We start from the raw sequence: 18629 nt of genomic DNA on the forward strand, positions 1-18629 counted from the left end.
GCCGGGTGGTGCCGGGCCGGTAATCCGGTGGCTATCGATGGCCCGGCCCCGGCCGACCGGCCGCGCGGGTCCGGTGGCGGCGCCGTTACCGCAGGCCGCGCCGCCAGGTCTGGCCGACGAGGTCGGCGCCGAAACTGTGGTGCGGCCGGGAATCGACGAGTTCGAATCCGGCGCGCTGGTAGATCCGCCGCGCCGCGGTGAGCACATCGTTGGTCCACAGCACCATGTCCTGATATCCGGCCTCGGCCGCGAACCGCAGGCACTGCTCGACCAGTGCGGTGCCCACGCCGAGCCCGCGCGCCGACGGTTCCACCAGCAGCAGCCGCAGCCGGGCGGTGGTGTCGTTTTCGCGCATACAGAACACCGCACCGGCCGCGACGCCGCAGGCCTCGGCGATCCATGCCCGCTCGGTGTCGGGATCGTGTCCGGCCAGGAAGTCGGCCACGATCTTCGTGACCAGCGCCTCGTACTCGGTGTCCCAGCCGTATTCGGCGGCATAGAGCACCGCGTTGCGCTGGATGATCCAGCCGTAGTCGCCCGGGCGCGGAGATCGGAGGCGGACCTCGTTCGCACGGCTCGCCGTGGTGGCCGGGTCGAGCAGCTCTTCGATCGTGCGCATCGCGGTGCGCAGTCGCTGCCGGTCCGCGGCGCTGTGCCCGGCCAGCAGCTCGGCGATGTCGTGCGCGGATCGGCGGTCGAGGTCGTCGGCCGCGGCGCGTCCGGCGTCGGTGAGGTGCACGAGCTGCCGGCGAGCGTCGGACTCGGATCGGTGCCGCCGCACCAGCCCGGCGCTTTCGAAGCGGGCGAGGATCCGGCTCAGATAGCCGGGGTCCAGACCCAGTTCGGTGCGCAGCGCGCGGGCGCCGAGGGGGCCGGAGTGGGCGAGTTCGAACAGGATTCGCGCCTCGGTGAGTGAGAAGTCGCTGTCGAGCAGATGTTCCTCGAGGACGCCGATCAACCGGGTGTAGCGGCGGTTGAACGCGCGCACCGCGCCGACGTCGTCATGATCGAGTGCCGCAGTCGTCATGGCCCTCCCGTCGAGTTCTTTGACTGAGTCAAAGATATCGCGCGGATGCCCACGGTGCGGCGGAACGGGCAGTCCCGGCCGCGGTCCCGGTGCCGATGTGATTCGTCGCGGTGATAACTTGAACAGCGTTCAAGACCGTCTCGTGAAGGGATCCGCGTGGCCCTGACAGCCGACCAGATCACCGCCCTCGACGCCGCCCACGTGTGGCATCCCTACGGCGGCTTTCCCGCGAGCACCGAACCGCTGGTGGTCGCCTCGGCCGCGGGCACTCGCCTGACCCTCGCCGACGGCCGCGAACTGGTCGACGGGATGAGTTCGTGGTGGGCGGCGGTCCACGGATACCGGCATCCGGTGCTGGACGCCGCGCTGGTCGAGCAGTCGCGGCGGATGAGCCATGTCATGTTCGGCGGGCTCACCCACGAACCGGCGGTGCGACTGTCCCAACTGCTGGTGCAACTGACCCCCGACGGTCTGGACAAGGTGTTTCTCTGCGATTCGGGTTCGGTGTCGGTCGAGGTCGCCGCCAAGATGTGCCTGCAGTACTGGCGTGCGCTCGGACAGCCGGGCAAGCGGCGGCTGTTCACCTGGCGCGGCGGATACCACGGCGACACCTTCACACCGATGAGCGTGTGCGATCCCGAGGGCGGCATGCACTCGCTGTGGACCGATGTGCTGGCCGAGCAGATCTTCGCCCCCGTCCCGCCGGTCGACTTCGATCCGGCCTACGTCGCGGAGCTGGATCGGTTGCTCGCCGCGCATGCGCACGAGACCGCGGCGGTGATCATCGAGCCCGTCGTGCAGGGCGCGGGCGGCATGCGTTTTCATCATCCGCGCTACCTGAACGAACTGCGCCGGTTGTGCGATCAGCACGGCGTACTGCTGGTCTTCGACGAGATCGCCACCGGATTCGGCCGCACCGGAACGCTTTTCGCCGCCGAGGCCGCCGGGGTGGCACCCGATGTGATGTGCGTGGGCAAGGCCATCACCGGCGGATATATGACCCTGGCCGCAGCCCTGTGCACCACCCGCATCGCCGAGACCGTCAGCGCGGCGCACGGCGGGCTCATGCACGGGCCCACCTTCATGGGCAATCCGCTGGCCTGTGCGGTCGCGGTGGCCTCCGTCGAACTGCTGCTCTCGCGGGACTGGGCGGGGGAGGTCGCCGCGATCGAGGCCGGCCTGAAATCGGGACTCGCCGCGGCGCGGGACAATCCGCGCGTGGTGGACGTGCGGGTGCTCGGCGCGATCGGGGTGGTCGAGCTCGACCATTCGATCGATATGGTCGCCGCGACCCGCGCCGCCGTCGAGGCCGGCGTGTGGCTGCGGCCGTTCCGCAATCTGGTCTACACGATGCCGCCGTTCATCAGCAGCGCGGACGATATCGCGCGCATCGCCGCCGGCGTCGTCGCCACCGCCGCGGCGGGGTGAGCCGAATTCCCTTCCGGCGCGCCTTTTGTCGTATATCGGAAGTTTATTTTCGTGTGATATGGTGACGGCGAGCGCGAAAATTCCTGTCTATCATCGGCATTCGCCCGGTGATATCCACCGGGTCCGCAGGACGGTGAAAGGGAATTCGATGATCGGCACCGAACCCAGTCGCACGGCGATGATGGCGGCCGCGGCCCGCGCGGCTCACCTGCTGATCGACAGCGAGCCCTATCTGTTCCGCGACACCATGGCCTCCGCCCTGCTCGGCCCGCATGCGGAGGAGCTCATCGGCTACCACCTGCACCACGGCGACCATCCGCTGCTCGCCTCGGTCCGGGCGCAGGCGACGGTGCGCAGCCACTGGGTGGAACAGCGTCTCGCCGCATCGGCCGCGACGCAATATGTCGTTCTCGGTGCGGGACTCGACAGTTTCGGATATCGCGGTCCGGCCGACGGCATCCGGGTATTCGAGGTCGACCATCCCGGCACTCAGCGGTGGAAAAGGGAAATCCTCGCCATCGGCGATATCCAGCCGGTCGGCGAGGTGATTTTCGTACCCGTGGATTTCGAACGCGACGAATTGCCACGCCAATTGGCCGATGCCGGATTCGACCGCGGACGTCCCGCCGTGGTGAGCTGGCTCGGGGTCAGCATGTATCTCACCGCCGAGGCGATCGGCGCCACGCTGGCAGCCCTGTCCGGTCTGGCCCCGGGTTCGGAACTGGTGATGGAGTACATGCTCGATCCGGCGCTGCGCGACGGCAACGGGCACGCCTACGCCGAATCCGTCCAGCCCGTCACCAGCGCACAGGGTGAACCGTGGCTGAGCACCTTCACCCCGGAAACCCTCGACGACATCCTGCGCCGGTACGGATTCACCACGGTCGAGCACATCAGCCACCGAGCAGCCGTGCCGGCGGGCTGGTGGGAGCGCGCCGATGCGCTGCAACCGGTGGATCTGTGCCGGCTGGCACATGCGCGCATCGGCGGCTGACCCGCGGCGGTGTGCGCGGTGTGTTTGGCTGGGCTCCGACGCCTAGGAGCCGAGGAGTGGGGAATGCGGGCACTGCGAGTGATCGTCGTCGGCGGGGGAATCGGCGGTATGGCCGCCGCGATCGCGTTGCATCGGCGCGGGCACGACGTCCAGGTCTGGGAGCGAGCCGCCGCCGTCGGCGAGGTCGGATCGGGACTGACCTTGTGGCCCAACGGGTTACGCGCGCTCGACGCGATCGGCGTGGGCGACGGGGTGCGCTCGCGCGCGATGGCCGATACCGAGGGCGGAATCCGTGACCGCTCCGGTCGCTGGCTGACCCGCACCGACACCGAGAAATTGGCCGACCGGTACGGCCCGGTGGTCGCGGTCCGTCGCGCGGACCTGTTCGACATCCTGCGCACGGCGCTCGGCGAGGACCGGCTGCGGCTGGGCGTCACGGTCACCGGCGTCGAAAGCCTGTGGGAAACAACGGTGGCGCGCGTGCGGTACAGCGGGGGAGCGGAGACGGCGGATCTCGTAGTCGGCGCCGACGGCCTGCGCAGTGTCGTGCGGGCCGCCGTCTGCCCGCACGCCCGCCCACCCCGCTACGCCGGATACACCGCGTGGCGGATGATCACCGATCCGCTGCCCGACCTTCGCCAGGGCGGCCAGATCTGGGGCAGCGGTGAGATTTTCGGCATCGTCCCGCTCGCCGACCATCGGGTGTACATGTTCGGTGCGGTGAACGCGGCCGAAGGCGAGCACGCGCCCGACGGCGAATTCGCCGAAGTGCGGCGGCGTTTCGGCGACTGGCCCGATCCGGTGCCGCGGCTGCTGGGCGCGGTGTCGCCGGATTCGGTGATGCGCCACGACATCTACCATCTGCCCGATCTGCCGACGTTCGTCCGCGGACGCGTCGCGCTGCTCGGCGACGCCGCGCACGCCATGACGCCGAACATGGGCCAGGGCGCCAACCTCGCCCTCGAGGATGCGGTCACCTTGGCCGCGTTGCTCGGCCACGGCGAGATCGACGACGCGCTGCGCGGCTACGACGCGCTGAGGCGCCCGCGCACCCGGGCCCTCGCCCATCGTTCCCGGCGGATCGGAACGGTCGCGCAATGGTCGTGGACGCCCGCGGTGCGTGCGCGCGATACCGCGCTGCGGCTGATGCCCGGGTGGGCGATGCCGCGCGCCTTCGCCCGCGCCCTGGACTGGACGCCACCGGCCTGACCGGTAACCCACCTGCGGCGGGAACGGTGGACCGCCCCCGCCGCCACCGTCCTGAACGGCGTTCAAGTATGCTTCCGAGCTGTGAACGAGGATCCGTTGAGCTGGTTGGACGAGCGTGCGGGTGACCGGGTGCGCGCCGGGTTGCGGCGGCAGTTGCGGGCGCGACCGGCGCACAGCGATCTCATCGACCTCGCCTCCAACGACTACCTGGGTCTGTCGCGCCACCCCGAGGTGATCGCGGGCGCGGTCGAGGCGGTCCGGACCTGGGGCGCCGGCGCGACCGGATCGCGGCTGGTCACCGGCACCACCGTCGCGCACGAGGACTTCGAGTCCGACCTGGCCGATTTCGTGGGGGCGCAGGCGGGCCTGGTCTTCGCCTCCGGCTATGCCGCCAACCTCGGTGTCGTCACCGCGCTGGCCGGCCGCGGCGCACTGGTGGTCTCCGACGCCGGCAGTCATGCCTCGCTGGTCGACGCCTGCCGGCTCTCGCGGGCGCGGGTGGAGATCGCGCCCCATCGCGATGTCGAGGCCGTCGACCGGCTGCTGTCGCAGCGGACGGAGGAGCGTGCGCTGGTGCTGACCGATTCGGTGTTCAGCGCCGACGGCGACCTCGCGCCGCTGACCGACCTGCATCGGGTGGTCCGCGCGAACGGTGCGGTGCTGATCGTCGACGAGGCGCACGGCATCGGCGTGCGCGGCGACGGCGGCCGCGGTCTGGTGCAGGAACTCGGCCTGGCCGGGCAACCGGATCTGATCGTGACCGCCACCCTGTCGAAAGCCCTCGCGGCGCAAGGCGGAATCGTGCTCTGCGACGAGCGGGTACGCGCCCACCTCATCGACACCGCCCGCACCTTCATCTTCGACACCGGATTGGCGCCCGCCGCGGTGGGCGCCGCCCATGCGGCGTTGCGGTTGCTGCGCAAGGAACCGGAACTGGGCGGGCGAGTCCTCACCCGGGCCGCCGATATCGCCCGCATCGCCGGTGTGCCGCAACCGGATTCGGCGGTCGTCTCGGTGGTGCTCGGGCAGGCGCAGGTGGCGTTCGACGCCGCGCAGCAGTGCCGGGCGCGCGGTCTGAGCGTGGGCTGTTTCCGGCCGCCGTCGGTGCCGGAGGGCACCTCGCGGCTGCGGCTGACCGCGCGTGCCGACCTCACCGACGCGGAGATGCGGACCATCGCCACGGTGCTGGGCGAGGTGCTGACCGCGGCGCGGGATCCGCGGGCCGCCTGAGTGATGCGAGAAACGACAGGAGCGAGGCGAGATGAGCAGGTTGATCGTGACGGGCACCTCGACCGACGTCGGGAAGACCGTCGTCACGGCCGCGCTGGCCGCCGCGGCGCGCTCGGCCGGGCGCACGGTCGCGGTGTGCAAACCCGCACAGACCGGCGTGGCTGCGGGCGAAGCCGGCGACCTCGCGGTGATCGAGCGGCTGGCGGGCGTGACCCGCACGCTCGAACTGGCGCGTTATCCCGAACCGCTGGCCCCCGACACCGCCGCCCGCCGCTGCGGGCAACCGCTGCTCACCTTGGGTGAGACGGTGGCCGGCATCGACTCGCTGGCCGATGCCGATCTCACCCTGATCGAGGGCGCGGGCGGACTACTGGTTCGAGTCGGGAAGTTCACGCTGCTCGACCTGGCACAGAAATTGGACGCGCCGGTGCTGGTGGTCGCCGCCGCCGGACTGGGCACCCTCAACCACAGCGAACTCACCACCCGGGCCCTCGCCGCCGCGGGTGTGCGGTGTGCGGGGCTGGTCATCGGATCCTGGCCGAGCGCACCGGATCTCGCCTCCGAATGCAATCGCACCGATCTGCCGGAGGTCACCGGTGTCGACGTCGTCGGCGTGGTCCCCGAGGGCGCCGGGCAGTGGTCGCCCGAGCGATTCGCCGACACCGCGTCCGGGTGGTTCCACGCGGACTGGAGTCGGCGCTACCTCGGCTGAGCCCGACCTCGCCGCCGGATCGGGCGCCGGGCGGTCCTCGCGAAATCGGACCGTCCACCGCCTGCCGGGCAGGCGAATCGAGGGCCGGCGCGATGTCCGTGGCCACACCCCGATTCGTGTCGGTAGGGCCTGGCAGGATGCGGGTCATGAGCGCAACCGGGGAGGATGCCCGCGACTATGCCCTGTCGCTGCCGGAGACGTCGGAGCAATTCGCCTGGGGGATGCCCACTTTCCGGGTCGCGGGCAAGCTGTTTCTGACGCTGCCCGAGGCCGAGACCTCGATGGCGGTGCGCTGCCCGATCGTCGACCGCGACGAACTGGTCGTGGCCGAGCCCGGGAAATTCTGGATCGCCACGCACGAGGCCGGTAACGCGTGGGTGCGCGCCCGGCTGGCCGCCCTGGACGACCGGGCCGAATTGGAGGCGATCATCCTCGATTCGTGGCGCCAGGCCGCACCTCGCCACCTCCTCGACGACCAGCGGTAATCGACAGCGGATATCACCGCGCCGCGCCGCGGAACGGATGCCGGTCACGAACGCCCTTACAGTGGGTAGGGATGTCCATGCGAGATCGGCACCCTTCCACGGTCGCGGATTACGACGATGCGCGACGGCGGGCCCGGCTGACCGAAACCCGTGTGGGGCACCGCTGGCGGACGCTGGGGCGGACGCGGCGCGTGCTGCTGCGGGCGGCGCTGGTCCCGATCGTCGTACTCGTCGTGTTCGCGCAGTACTGGCACTACGACGTTTCCCCCGAACAGGCACGGCTGGCGCGCACCGATCCCGCGGTGCTACCCATCTCGGGCCCGGCCGCGGCGAGCGAGCGCGATACCGCGGTCTTCGACCTCGTCGGCCTGGGTTCGCTCGATGCCTCCGACACCGCGCGCGCCCTGCCCGCACTGCGGCAACTGGGTTCGGTGTGGGCGGTGCGCTACGACAACACCGGTATCGACACCAAGGTCATCAGCGATCTGATCATCCGCGTCACCGAGGCCGCTCGCATCCACAAGGTGGTCCTGGTCGGCCACAGCATGGGCGGGGTGATCGCACTCGAGATCGCCAAGCACATCCACACCCACAGCACGCGCACCCTGTCCGGCGTGATCCTGGATTGCACGCCGGTCAACCTGGCCGCGGTGCGGCCGGAAAGCCGCGACCAGGGGGAGGATCTGCTGCGCTGGTTCGGCTGGTTCCCCGGCACGCGGGAGAGCCGGGGGCTGCGACTGCTGGCGGAAACCTATTCCCGCCGTGACCAATTCATCGACTACGGCTCCGACCCGCCGGGAATCCGGATGGCGTCGCTGCGCCGCACGGTCACCGATGTGCTGCGGCAGAAGATCTTCAACACCGACGCCGCCAGCAACGGCCTCATCGAGGACCAATTCAAGGCCATCGTCGCCAGCGGCGCGATCGACGACCTGCACGCGCTGGCGAAACCCGCGTCCGGCAAAGCCCGCCCGGCCGTCGTCTTCATCCGCCCGCACGATCCGTACCGGGATACCGTCGTGGACGACGAATACACCCATCGCACGCTGATCGACACCGTCGGCGGCGTCGACGGCACGCTCCTGGTGGTGCTGACCCGCAGCACCGGGCATGCCGATCCGCGGCAGCATCCGCGCGAATACAACACGGTGATCGCGCAGCAGATCGTGCCGTTCATCGGACTGGTGCACTCGGAGCAGACCATGGGTATGCCGTGATCGGGCGCGCGGTTCAGCGGACGGCGTCGTCGAATGCCGGGCGAATATCCGAGGGCGGCAGCATGTTCCACCGCTCGAGTTGTGCCCGCACCTGTTCGGCGGCGTCGATGTTGAGCGGGCTGGACGTCCACAGCACATAGGGAAGATTGAGGAACCGTTGCTCGGTCACCGCGCGCAGCCGGTTGATACCGGGCTTGGCGCGCAGCGCGTCCACCTTCTGGGCGAAGCTCTGCCCCGGATAGTCGACGAAGACCAGGGCGTCCGGATCGGCGGCGGCCAGGCGTTCCCACGACACCGCCGTCCACGTGTCGGCCACATCGTCGAGGGCGTTGCGGGCACCGGCGGCCTCGAGGACGGCCTGAGGGCCGCCGAATCTGCCGCTGGAGAAGATGGTCTCGCTCGCGGTGTCGAAGACGAACAGGGTGGGCGGTGTCGCGGCCCGCGGTGCGGCGCGCAAGCGCTGGAGGCGGGTATCGATGTCGGCGACGAGTGCGGTGGCCCGGTCGGGGTGTCCGGTGATCGCGCCCAGATTCGACAGATCCGCGCGCAGCGCCGCCCACGGCTCGACGGTGCCGCGTTGCCGCTGACCGGCGTGCGGGCGGCAGCTCTCGGTGAGGATGTAGGGCGCGATACCGTGGGCGCGCAGCGTATCCGGCGTGAGATCGGTGGCCTCGCTGTAGCCGTAGTTCCAGCCGGCCACCATCACATCGGGGCGCCGGGCCAGCACCGTCTCCCGCGACGGCGAACTCGGCGCCACATTGTCCAGACGATCGACGACGTCACCGTAGTGCCGTCGCAGGGTCGCGACATCCTGTTGCAGACCGGCCACCGCGGCCACCGAATCCTCGGCGCCCAAGGCCAGCGTCATCGCGACCATATTGGTGTCGTTGACGAACATGCGCTGCGCCGGAGCCGGAAAGCGCACCTGCTCACCGCAATTGGTGAGGGTCAGATTGCCGTCGGAGGTCTGCGCGGGGCCACACGCCACCAAGGACACGACGGTCGACCCGACGGCGAGCCATCGCAGAAGTTGCATATCGTCTACCTCCAACGGTTTTCGGGACTACAGCTGCCGGGTTCGCGGCGGCGGCAAGGTTCGTGAACGGCGGACGGCCGGCCTATGCGCCGCCGTTTCCGGACAGCGGTAAGCCGGGTGGTGCCGGTACCTCATCCCGCAGCCTCGGACATCGGTTCCAGCAGGAGATGTGTCGCGCCCGTCTCCGGATGCCGCACGCGCGCCGCCCGTACACCGAAGACCGTGGCGAGAACCTCCGAACTCAACGCCTCACGTGGCGGGCGCAGCTCCGATGCGGAGCCGTCGTGCACGACCAGCACCCGGTCGCAGTAGCGGTCGGCCAGGGTCAGATCGTGCAGTGCGACCACGACGGTGCGTCCCAGTCCCCGCACCAGAGCCAGGAGGGCGAGCCGGTGGGTAATGTCCAGATGATTGGTCGGCTCGTCGAGCAACAGCAGCGGGCTCGCCTGGGCCAGGGCCCGTGCCAGCAGCACCCGCTGCCGCTCACCGCCGGACATCCGCCGCACCGGGCGATCGGCGAACCCGCCGAGATCGACCGCGGCCAGGGCGTCCTCGACCGCGCGGCGTTCGGCCGGACTGCCCGCGCCCCACGGCGGCAGATACGGCGTGCGCCCCAGCGCGACCACCTCACCGGCGCACAGATCCGCCGGCGGCTGGTCGTCCTGCCCGACCATGGCGACCAGGCGAGCGCGCCGTCGCGCCGAGAGGGCATGCAGCGCACTGCCGTTCACCAGGACGCGGCCTCGGCGCGGGCGCAGCAGTCCGCCCAGGGTGCGTAGCAGCGTGGACTTTCCGGCGCCGTTGGGTCCGACGACGCCGACCACTTCACCGGGACGAACCTCGAATTCGGCGTCGGCCAGTACCACTCTGCCGCGCGGCCCGCACGTCAGGTCCTCCACCCGCAGTGCCGCGGCGGCCGTTTCCGATTCGGGCTCCGCGGCGGCCACAGACGGGTGGACAGACCCGTTCATGCCGCACCGAACCGGTAACGTCGACGCCCCATCAGCAGCAGGAAGACCGGTGCGCCGATCAGGCCGGTCAGCACACCGACCGGAATTTCGGTGGGCCGCACGAGGACTCGTGCCGCCGCGTCGGCTACGACCAGGAACAGCGCACCGCACAGCGCCGCGACCGGAAGGAGTCGCCGATGTGTGGAGCCGACCAGTATGCGCGCCGCATGCGGGACCACCAGGCCGACGAAACCGATTCCGCCGGACACCGCCACCAGGACGCCGACCAGAATCGCCAGCCCGGTGAACAGCCCGTAGCGCACGGCCCGCACCGGCACGCCCACCGATGCGGCGGTCTCGGCGCCCACACTCAACGCGTCGAGCCAGCCGTGCACGGCGAACAGTGCCGCGCCCGCGACCCCAACCGCCGTCGCGGGCACGGCGATTCGGGTCCAATCCGCGCCGGCCAGGCTGCCGAGCAGCCAGAACAGCACCGACTGCGCGGCCTTCGGATCGGCGCTGCGGAAGATGAGATAGCTGCTCAGTGCCGAAAACGCCGATCCCAGCACTGTTCCGGTCAACACGAGACGCAGCGGCGTCAAACCGCCCTGCGCCATCGCGATCGCGAAAACCGTTGCCGCCGCGACCAAAGCGCCGAGGAGCGCGCCGCCCGACAGCGCCCAGATTCCGGCCCCGGCGAACAACCCCGACGTGATCACGGCCGCGGCCCCCACACCCGCGCCCGAGGACACACCCAGCAGATAGGGATCGGCCAGGGGATTGCGCACCAAGGTCTGCATGGCGGCCCCGGCGAGCGCCAGTCCCGCGCCGACCACCGCGGCCAGTATCGTGCGCGGCACCCGTAACTGCCACACGATGGTGTCGAAGGCGGAATCGACCGCATCGGAGCCGCCCAGATGTCCGCCCAGCACCTCGAGCACCGCCGGGATCGGCAGCGGTTCGGCGCCGCACGCGGTCGCCACGACCATCGCGACGAGCAGCGACGTCAGCGTCACGGGGACGACGATCGTTGTCCGGATGCGGTTCATCGCCGGAACTCCACAGGCATCACGCGACCTCTTCAGAGCAGTGCCCGGCGACCGAGGTCTGACTCCCGCGGCGGTCCGCACGCCGGCGGCCGCCCGCGGTCACAGTGGCGCGACCGTTCCGGAGTTCCACCGGATTCCCGCGCCGCCGGGGATGACGGTTCCGAATACTACCGTCCGAAATGTCCGGCTAGCGCACCCGGCTCCCGAGCAGATGCAGCACGCCGCCCACGAACAGCTGCAATCCGAAGTCGAAGCGCTCGGTGGCCGAGGTGTTCTCGTAGAGCGGGGAATCCTCCTCCGCCAGCGCGCCCGCGGAATCCATCTGCATCCGCGACTGCTCGTCCACCGTCTCGCCGAGGACGTAGTACAGCAGCGTGTAGGCCGCCAGGTCGGCCTCCTCGCGGGTCATGCCGCCGCGAATCATCGCACTGGCCAAGCGTTCCCGGCCCTTGCTGGTGGTCAGGCGGGAGGCGTAGGTAGCCGAGACCACCTCCGCGCCGTCGCGATAGGCCAGCAGACACGACCGCAGCCGATGCGCCAGTTCGCTGATCTGGCCCGGCCAGTCCTCGGCGGCGACCGGTTCCTCCATCGGGGTGAGGATGCGGTCGGCGACCGCGCCGAGCAGCGCCTGCTTGTTCGGGAAATGCCAGTACAGCGCCCCCGGCTGCACGTGCAGAGCGGTGGCGAGGCGGCGCATGGTCAGATCGGCGAGCCCGTACTGATCGAGGATGGCGATGGCGCCGTCGATCACATCCGCCCGATGTAGCTGCACTTCTACCCCTCGCATGTTTTGACTCACTGACCCCGCTACCCTAGCCTGAACACCGTTCAAGTTGCACGGCATGGACGCGCAGGCCCGGAGGCGGCAGCCTGCGTAACCACGGAGGGCCCAGTCCATGCCGCCAAGGGCACGGCCGCACCGGCCGGACGGAAGGGATTCGTGCTGTGACGCAGGCACCCGTGAAGACCGACATTCTGGCCACCGCGCGCGAGCAGGTTCTCGAACGTGGCGTCGGACTGACTCAGGAGCAGACCCTCGAGGTGCTGCGCCTGGGCGACGACCAGCTCGAGGCGCTGCTGGAGCTCGCGCACGAGGTGCGGATGAAGTGGTGTGGCCCGGAGGTCGAGGTCGAGGGCATCATCTCGCTCAAGACCGGCGGCTGCCCCGAGGACTGCCACTTCTGCTCGCAGTCGGGCCTGTTCCAGTCGCCGGTGCGTGCCGCCTGGCTCGACATCCCGAGCCTGGTCGAGGCCGCGAAGCAGACCGCCAAGACCGGCGCGACCGAATTCTGCATCGTCGCCGCCGTGCGCGGTCCGGACGAGCGGCTGATGGCGCAGGTCGCCGCCGGTGTCGAGGCCATTCGCAACGAGGTCGACATCCAGGTCGCCTGCTCGCTGGGCATGCTGAACCAGGAACAGGTCGATCAGCTCGCCGCGATGGGCGTGCACCGCTACAACCACAACCTCGAGACCTCCCGCTCGCACTTCCCGAACGTGGTCACCACCCACACCTGGGAGGAGCGCTGGGACACCCTGCGCATGGTGCGCGAGGCCGGTATGGAGGTGTGCTGTGGCGGCATCCTCGGCATGGGCGAAACGCTGGAGCAGCGGGCCGAATTCGCTGCCAACCTGGCCGAATTGGAGCCCGACGAGGTCCCGCTGAACTTCCTCAACCCGCGCCCGGGCACCCCGTTCGGTGACCTCGAGGTGCTGCCCGCGGCCGACGCGCTGCGCGCCGTCGCCGCGTTCCGGCTCGCGCTGCCGCGCACCATCCTGCGTTTCGCGGGCGGCCGGGAGATCACCCTCGGCGACCTGGGCGCCAAGCAGGGCATCCTCGGTGGTATCAACGCCGTGATCGTCGGCAACTACCTGACCACGCTCGGCCGTCCCGCCGAAGCGGACCTGGACCTGCTCACCGATCTGAAGATGCCGATCAAGGCGCTCAACGAGACCCTCTGAGCGCCCGCGGCCGCGGCGGTTCGGGTATTGTCGAGCAGCTGGAGAGCTGCACTTCATGAGGGGTTTCGCGAATGGTGGTCCAGATGCCACAGCCTGATATGCAAGAGCGCTACAACCCGTACACCGGGAAGCGGATCGTCGTGGGCCTCGACGATCCGGTGCCGGCGGCCGCGGCCCTGGGCCTGGAACCGCCGCGCTTCTGCGAGCAGTGCGGCCGCCGGATGATCGTGCAGGTGAGTCCGGACGGCTGGTGGGCGAAATGCTCACGGCACGGGGTGATCGATTCCCACAGCCTGGACCATCGCTGATGACCTCCCGCGGCGCCGCCGCAGCTTCTCCCGCACCGCGCGAGCTGCGCGCGGCGCTGTGGATCGTCGCGGCGGTGCTGGTGGTCAGCATCATCGGCGGCGGACTGTGGGCCATGCTCGCACCGACCGAGAAGGTCTTCGTCGTCGAACCCGGTAGCGGTATGGCGCTCACGGGTGAAAGCGCGCACCGTTTCGACGCGGTGGCGATCTTCGCCTGCGTCGGCCTGGTGACCGGACTGCTCAGCGCCGCCGCGGTGTGGCGCCGGCGCGTGATGCGCGGGCCGATCATGCTGGTGAGTCTGCTGATCGGTTCGCTGGCCGGAGCCTGGGTGATGTCGTGGTTCGGCGAACAGGTCGCGCGCTGGATCCACCCCCGCTCCCACAACCCGCCCGTGCACACCGTCGTGGAGCTCGCACCCACCGTCGAAGGCTGGACCGCGCTGCTGCTGCAACCGCTGGTCGCCGGACTGGTCGTACTCCTGCTGTCGGCGCTGAGCACCTCCGAGGACCTCGGGAGCGGCCGCGGCGAAACGGCGGAACCCGCACCCCGCACGCCACTCTCCGAGGTGACCTACGGGCCCTACCACCGGCCCGGGTCGTATCAGAACGCCGATTCACAGCGCTGAATCGCGCCGACGGCGTTGCGCCCGTGGCCGATTCCTTCTGTCCGCGCCCCGGCTCGACCCGCTCCGGTGAGATCGATGCGGCGGCGGTCGGCGCGTCGACGGTCCGGTGCGCGGGCGCTTGCGGGGGCCGTGATTCCCGCCGTCCGTAGGTAACCTGAATCCGGCGCTGTGGGGAGGTTTCATCGGAGTGGATCGGGGCCTCGACGACCGTGCGGATGTCCGGTCCGGAACTCGAATTATCCGCTCCGACCATATAGTTCGTCGTCCTTCGACTGGCACCCGGCCGGGTGGGCTCGCGATGCTGCACAGTGTCCGAACGATCACCGACTGTGCAGGAGGTACCCGTGGAATCCGCACCGCCGCGGCGGGGACGGCCCCGATCCTCGCCGAGAACTGTCTTCTCTCAACGTTTCGCGGAACTGTTCGCCGCCGCCGGCAATCCCACGCTGCGCCGCGTCGCGGCGGCAGCCGACGCGCGGATGCGCGCCACCCGGGGCCCGGGACAGAAGTCTCCGGTGTCGATGCAGCGCCTCAGCGATTGGAAGGCCGGCCGGAATGTGCCCGCGCGATTCGACACACTGCTGCCGGTACTGCTCACCCTCGTCGACGAGGCCCGCAAATCCAGTGATCCCGTGGCGCCGGCGCTGCTGGATCTGCACCAGTGGCAGCAACTGTGGACCGCGTCGAACGACTGGGACCCGAATTCCGAAGCGGCCGATGTCCTCTGCCCCTACCTCGGCCTTGCGTCCTACCGGCCGGAGGACGCCGACGTCTTCTTCGGGCGCACCCGCCACACCACGGATCTGCTCGGCCTGATTCACACCACCACCGACGGCGACGGTGGACTCGTCGTATTGGTCGGCGCGTCCGGCGCGGGCAAGTCCTCGCTGCTGCATGCGGGAGTGATTCCGGCCCTGGCCGATTCGGATCCCGAGTGGGTGATCGTCACCATGACACCCGGTGCCGATCCGATGGGCGCGCTGCTGACCGCCATCGGGTCGCCGGATACCGCCCCGGCGCCGGAACCGTCCACCGCCGGAACCGATTCGCCGGCAATGACAACCGTCCCGGTGGAGGTCGCGCGCTGGGCTGGCGGCGGGCGCCGGATACTCGTCGTCGATCAGCTCGAGGAACTGTTCACGCTGTGCCGCGACGAGCACCGCCGCGCGGAATTCCTTGCGGTATTGGAACATCTGGCGGTGCGCGGACCACAGGAACCGGTGGCGGTGGTCACGGCGATCAGGGCCGACTTCTACGCGCGTTGCCTGGACGAGCCCGTTATGGAAGACGCGCTGAAACATCGCAGCTATCTGCTCGGTCCTATGCGGCTGGACGAGTTGGCCGAGGCCATCACGCGCCCCGCCGACATCGCCGGATACAAACTGGAATCCGGCCTCGAAGAACTGGTGATCAGCGAACTGTGTGGCCTCGGCGGCGGAGGGGACCGCCGAAGCTACGACCCCGGTGCGCTGCCGCTGGTATCCCATGTGATGGAGGCGGTGTGGGAGCGCCGCGACGGCTCCCGCCTGACGATCGACGGCTACCGTGCGGCCGGGGGAGTGCTCGGCTCGGTCGCGGCCACCGCCGAGCAGGCATGGAGTGACCTCACCGACTTCCAGCGCGCTGTCGGTAAACAGGTGCTGCTCGGCCTGGTCGCGGTCGGCGACGACTCCCGCGACACCCGCCGCAAGGTCTCGCGCGCCGAATTGCTCGCCCGCACAGTCGAAGCCGCCGACGCCGCCCTCGACGCCCTGGCCCGCACCCGCCTCATCACTCTCGATGCCGACACCGCCTACCTCACCCACGAAATCGTCCTGGACGCCTGGCCCCGCCTGCGCTCCTGGATCGATGACGACCGCGTCGGCTACCTCGAACGCCAACGCCTGCATACCGATGCCGCCGACTGGGCGGAGCACGACCGAGACCCGTCGCTGCTGTATCGCGGAGCACGTCTGACAACGATGCGCGACCACGCCCGCAACGCAGCCCTCGGACCGGTGGCGGCGGAGTTCCTGGCCGCCTCGGAGTCGGCCCGCAAACGCGCGCAGCGCCGGGTGACCGCACGAAGGTCGGCGCTGGCGGTGCTGACGGTGGTCTCGCTCGCCCTCGCCGGTGTCGCATTCGTCCAGAGCCACAACGCGTCTCACGAACGGGACAACGCCGTGTTCCGTTCGGTGTTGGCCGAGGCGGATCGAGTGGAGGGCTCGGATCCGTCGCTGTCGGCGCAGTTGGATCTGGTGGCGTATCGGATGAATCGCGATGATCCGGGGGCTCGTGCCCGGATGGTGAACACACAGACCATGCCGCTGGCGGCGCGATTGCCCGGCCACAACGGATGGGTTTACCAGGTGGCGATCAGCCCGGACGGGCGGCTGATGGCATCGTCCGGTGGCGACGAAACCATTCGGCTGTGGGACATTTCGGATCGGCGCAACCCGCGCGCGCTCGGTGCGCCGATCACCGGTCACACCGGATACATATTCGATCTCGCATTCGGCAGCGGTGGCGCGCTGCTGGTCTCCAAGAGTGCCGATCACACCGTTCGGTTGTGGGATGTCCGTGACCCGCGTCGCCCGGTACAGATCGGGAGCCCTGTGCCCGCGGGATTCGCACACGGACTCGCCCTGAGCGCCGACGGGAAAACCCTGTTCACCACCGGTGGGGACGACGGTGTGGATGCTCTCGATATTTCCGATCCGGCCCACCCGGTGACGCTCGGCACGGTCGTTCCGCGCCCGGTGCGGCCGGACGACTCATACGAGATGGTGCGGTTCAGTGCCGATCTGCATCGAGCGATCACGCTGACCTTCTACGGTGACACTCGAGTCTGGCAGTTGAATGGTGGGCGTGAACCCGCTGTGCCGCAGGGCAGTGTGTCCACCCACGCCTCATCCGTGGCTCTGAGCCCCGATGGCGCGACCGCGGCCGTCGCGGTGAACGGCACGGTCGAATTGTGGAATCTCTCCGCGCCCGAGCACCCACAGCGCGGAGCCGCGCCGATCCGAGATTCGGGCTTCACCATGTACTCACCGCTCGTTTTTCGCGACGACGGTCGCGTGTTGGCGGAAACGGACGGCAAGGGGGTGATGCGGCTGTGGGATGTCAGCGATATCGGCGATCCGGTGTCGGCTGCGCCGCCGCTCACCGGCGCGAAGGGCGGGCTGAGCGGTGCGGCATTCACACCGGACGGCGCCGGATTCGCCGCGGCCGGCCAGGATGGTGCTGTCCGGTTGTGGTCGTTGCCGACACCATTCCTGCAGGACGCACGGCCGCCCGGCCGATTGGCCGCGATACGTGGGAACCGGTTGGCGACGATCGACGGCACGGCGGTGGAAGTCTGGACGCTGGACGGTCCGGCCTCCGCTCATCGCATCGGTCGGGTCGACGCCGCGCACGCATCCGATGAGGCGGTGAAGGTCGTCATCAGTCCGGACGGCCGTAAACTCGCGGTGATCCGGGACTTTTCGGCGCTGGAGCTGTTCGACCTCGGGGACGGCCGGACGGTGCGCCCGATCGGCCGCTTACCGCTCGACCTGCGTCGCGCCACCGGAAGCGCCGCGACCATCGATGAAGTGGCCTTCGACAGCCGATCCGAGCGTGCGGTGGTACTGGCCCGCAGTGATTCGACGACATGGTTCCAGCTGTGGAACATGTCCGACCTCGCTCACCTCAGTCCCGAGGGGGCGAGAACTCCGATCACCGGCGAGGAATATCCGTACCTCTTCGGCGCCGAATTCACCCCCGACGGTGAACGTCTCGCGCTCGCCCAGCACGACGGGCTGGTAAGCCTGTGGGATGTCACCCGCACAGAACCGCGCCGTCTGGGGGAGGTACGCGTCGGAGGGGCGGAGTCCGGCCTGAAGATCGCCTTCGCCCCCGACGGTCGTACGCTGGCAACGGCGGCGGACGATCAGATGATTCGAGCCTGGAATGTCGCTGATCCCGCTCATCCGCAGCTGATCGCCGAACCGTTGGCGGGACATTCGGCCATGTTGCGGTCGATAGCGTTCAGCCCGGATGGGAAGGTGTTGGCTTCGGCGGACACCTCCGCCGTTCGTACGTGGTACTTCGGTGATCCGGGCAGGGTGTGGGTCGCGAACCACGCCGCGATCTCCACCGGTCCGGCTGTTCCCGGCCTCATCGACTTCTATCCCGACGGAAAGCATCTGGTCGGCACCACCGCCGACGGGACGATCCGAGTGTGGGATCTCGACCCCCAGCACGCGGTCGACCGGATCTGCTCCACCACGAAATCCGTCCTCACCGAAGAGGTGTGGCGCGAACATCTGATGCAGACGAGGTACCGGCCTCCGTGTGAGTGACGGCTATCGACCCCCGGGTCGCCACTTATTCGATGGCGATCCGGGTTCACGGTCGTTACCGTTGCGCCGGATCAGCC

16 protein-coding genes and 1 riboswitch are annotated in these 18629 nt (G+C 69.5%); of the genes, 11 read left to right on the top strand and 5 right to left on the bottom strand.

The window, feature by feature from the left end:
- Positions 1-85 precede the first annotated feature (85 nt).
- Complete coding sequence (locus IRT45_RS10285) at positions 86-1027, bottom strand: bifunctional helix-turn-helix transcriptional regulator/GNAT family N-acetyltransferase (RefSeq protein WP_194805631.1); 942 nt, start codon at positions 1025-1027, stop codon at positions 86-88.
- 156 nt (positions 1028-1183) lie between these two features.
- Here IRT45_RS10285 and IRT45_RS10290 point away from each other — a divergent pair, with 156 nt between their 5' ends.
- The 7 genes from IRT45_RS10290 to IRT45_RS10320 all read left to right on the top strand — a co-directional run bounded on the left by IRT45_RS10290 (position 1184) and on the right by IRT45_RS10320 (position 8302).
- Positions 1184-2455, top strand: coding sequence for an adenosylmethionine--8-amino-7-oxononanoate transaminase (locus tag IRT45_RS10290; RefSeq protein WP_194805632.1), 1272 nt, complete (start codon positions 1184-1186; stop codon positions 2453-2455).
- Between the two features lie 148 nt (positions 2456-2603).
- Positions 2604-3449 (top strand): SAM-dependent methyltransferase, encoded by an 846-nt coding sequence (locus IRT45_RS10295; protein ID WP_228534099.1) that lies wholly within the window; start codon positions 2604-2606, stop codon positions 3447-3449.
- A gap of 63 nt (positions 3450-3512) precedes the next feature.
- Positions 3513-4658, top strand: coding sequence for an FAD-dependent monooxygenase (locus IRT45_RS10300; protein ID WP_194805633.1), 1146 nt, complete (start codon positions 3513-3515; stop codon positions 4656-4658).
- An 81-nt stretch (positions 4659-4739) separates the two neighbouring features.
- On the top strand, positions 4740-5888 hold the full coding sequence (locus IRT45_RS10305) for an 8-amino-7-oxononanoate synthase (protein WP_194805634.1): 1149 nt from the start codon (positions 4740-4742) through the stop codon (positions 5886-5888).
- A 31-nt stretch (positions 5889-5919) separates the two neighbouring features.
- Positions 5920-6600: a dethiobiotin synthase gene (gene bioD, locus IRT45_RS10310; protein ID WP_194805635.1), complete on the top strand. Its 681-nt coding sequence runs from the start codon at positions 5920-5922 to the stop codon at positions 6598-6600.
- Positions 6601-6746: 146 nt separating this feature from the next.
- On the top strand, positions 6747-7085 hold the full coding sequence (locus IRT45_RS10315) for an MmcQ/YjbR family DNA-binding protein (protein WP_106956325.1): 339 nt from the start codon (positions 6747-6749) through the stop codon (positions 7083-7085).
- A gap of 71 nt (positions 7086-7156) precedes the next feature.
- Positions 7157-8302, top strand: coding sequence for an alpha/beta fold hydrolase (locus tag IRT45_RS10320; RefSeq protein WP_194805636.1), 1146 nt, complete (start codon positions 7157-7159; stop codon positions 8300-8302).
- A 13-nt stretch (positions 8303-8315) separates the two neighbouring features.
- Here the strand turns inward: IRT45_RS10320 and IRT45_RS10325 are convergent, their stop codons facing one another.
- The 4 genes from IRT45_RS10325 to IRT45_RS10340 form a co-directional block, all read right to left on the bottom strand.
- A complete protein-coding gene (locus IRT45_RS10325) occupies positions 8316-9338 on the bottom strand; it encodes an ABC transporter substrate-binding protein (RefSeq protein ID WP_194805637.1) in 1023 nt (340 codons plus the stop codon).
- A gap of 131 nt (positions 9339-9469) precedes the next feature.
- Positions 9470-10309 carry an ABC transporter ATP-binding protein gene (locus tag IRT45_RS10330; RefSeq protein ID WP_194805638.1) on the bottom strand — a complete coding sequence of 280 codons (840 nt, stop codon included), beginning with the start codon at positions 10307-10309 and terminating at the stop codon, positions 9470-9472.
- A complete protein-coding gene (locus IRT45_RS10335) occupies positions 10306-11337 on the bottom strand; it encodes an iron ABC transporter permease (RefSeq protein ID WP_194805639.1) in 1032 nt (343 codons plus the stop codon). Before IRT45_RS10335 ends, IRT45_RS10330 begins: the two co-directional genes overlap by 4 nt.
- Before the next feature lie 55 nt (positions 11338-11392).
- Positions 11393-11476, bottom strand: a riboswitch (cobalamin riboswitch).
- A gap of 48 nt (positions 11477-11524) precedes the next feature.
- The gene (locus IRT45_RS10340; RefSeq protein ID WP_039777484.1) at positions 11525-12109 is read right to left on the bottom strand and encodes a TetR family transcriptional regulator; all 585 of its coding nucleotides are present in this window, start codon (positions 12107-12109) and stop codon (positions 11525-11527) included.
- A 173-nt stretch (positions 12110-12282) separates the two neighbouring features.
- Here IRT45_RS10340 and bioB point away from each other — a divergent pair, with 173 nt between their 5' ends.
- From bioB to IRT45_RS37735, 4 genes are all read left to right on the top strand, one after another.
- Positions 12283-13296, top strand: coding sequence for a biotin synthase BioB (bioB, locus tag IRT45_RS10345; RefSeq protein WP_030514661.1), 1014 nt, complete (start codon positions 12283-12285; stop codon positions 13294-13296).
- Positions 13297-13379: 83 nt separating this feature from the next.
- Positions 13380-13604 (top strand): hypothetical protein, encoded by a 225-nt coding sequence (locus tag IRT45_RS10350; RefSeq protein WP_036500577.1) that lies wholly within the window; start codon positions 13380-13382, stop codon positions 13602-13604.
- Positions 13604-14230: a DUF2567 domain-containing protein gene (locus tag IRT45_RS10355; RefSeq protein ID WP_194805640.1), complete on the top strand. Its 627-nt coding sequence runs from the start codon at positions 13604-13606 to the stop codon at positions 14228-14230. Before IRT45_RS10350 ends, IRT45_RS10355 begins: the two co-directional genes overlap by 1 nt.
- Before the next feature lie 344 nt (positions 14231-14574).
- Positions 14575-18552 carry a hypothetical protein gene (locus IRT45_RS37735; protein ID WP_194805641.1) on the top strand — a complete coding sequence of 1326 codons (3978 nt, stop codon included), beginning with the start codon at positions 14575-14577 and terminating at the stop codon, positions 18550-18552.
- Positions 18553-18629: the final 77 nt, after the last annotated feature.

The sequence above is a fragment of the Nocardia sp. BSTN01 genome, from assembly GCF_015354405.1.
GTDB lineage: Bacteria > Actinomycetota > Actinomycetes > Mycobacteriales > Mycobacteriaceae > Nocardia.

Excerpts from the sequence above, each read along its gene's own strand:
- IRT45_RS10285 (WP_194805631.1), bottom strand. The coding sequence starts at position 1,027 with ATGACGACTGCGGCACTCGATCATGACGACGTCGGCGCGGTGCGCGCG.
- IRT45_RS10295 (WP_228534099.1), top strand. The coding sequence starts at position 2,604 with ATGATCGGCACCGAACCCAGTCGCACGGCGATGATGGCGGCCGCGGCC.
- IRT45_RS10300 (WP_194805633.1), top strand. The coding sequence starts at position 3,513 with ATGCGGGCACTGCGAGTGATCGTCGTCGGCGGGGGAATCGGCGGTATG.
- bioD (WP_194805635.1), top strand. The coding sequence starts at position 5,920 with ATGAGCAGGTTGATCGTGACGGGCACCTCGACCGACGTCGGGAAGACC.
- IRT45_RS10315 (WP_106956325.1), top strand. The coding sequence starts at position 6,747 with ATGAGCGCAACCGGGGAGGATGCCCGCGACTATGCCCTGTCGCTGCCG.
- IRT45_RS10320 (WP_194805636.1), top strand. The coding sequence starts at position 7,157 with ATGTCCATGCGAGATCGGCACCCTTCCACGGTCGCGGATTACGACGAT.
- IRT45_RS10325 (WP_194805637.1), bottom strand. The coding sequence starts at position 9,338 with ATGCAACTTCTGCGATGGCTCGCCGTCGGGTCGACCGTCGTGTCCTTG.
- IRT45_RS10330 (WP_194805638.1), bottom strand. The coding sequence starts at position 10,309 with ATGAACGGGTCTGTCCACCCGTCTGTGGCCGCCGCGGAGCCCGAATCG.
- IRT45_RS10335 (WP_194805639.1), bottom strand. The coding sequence starts at position 11,337 with ATGAACCGCATCCGGACAACGATCGTCGTCCCCGTGACGCTGACGTCG.
- IRT45_RS10350 (WP_036500577.1), top strand. The coding sequence starts at position 13,380 with ATGCCACAGCCTGATATGCAAGAGCGCTACAACCCGTACACCGGGAAG.
- IRT45_RS10355 (WP_194805640.1), top strand. The coding sequence starts at position 13,604 with ATGACCTCCCGCGGCGCCGCCGCAGCTTCTCCCGCACCGCGCGAGCTG.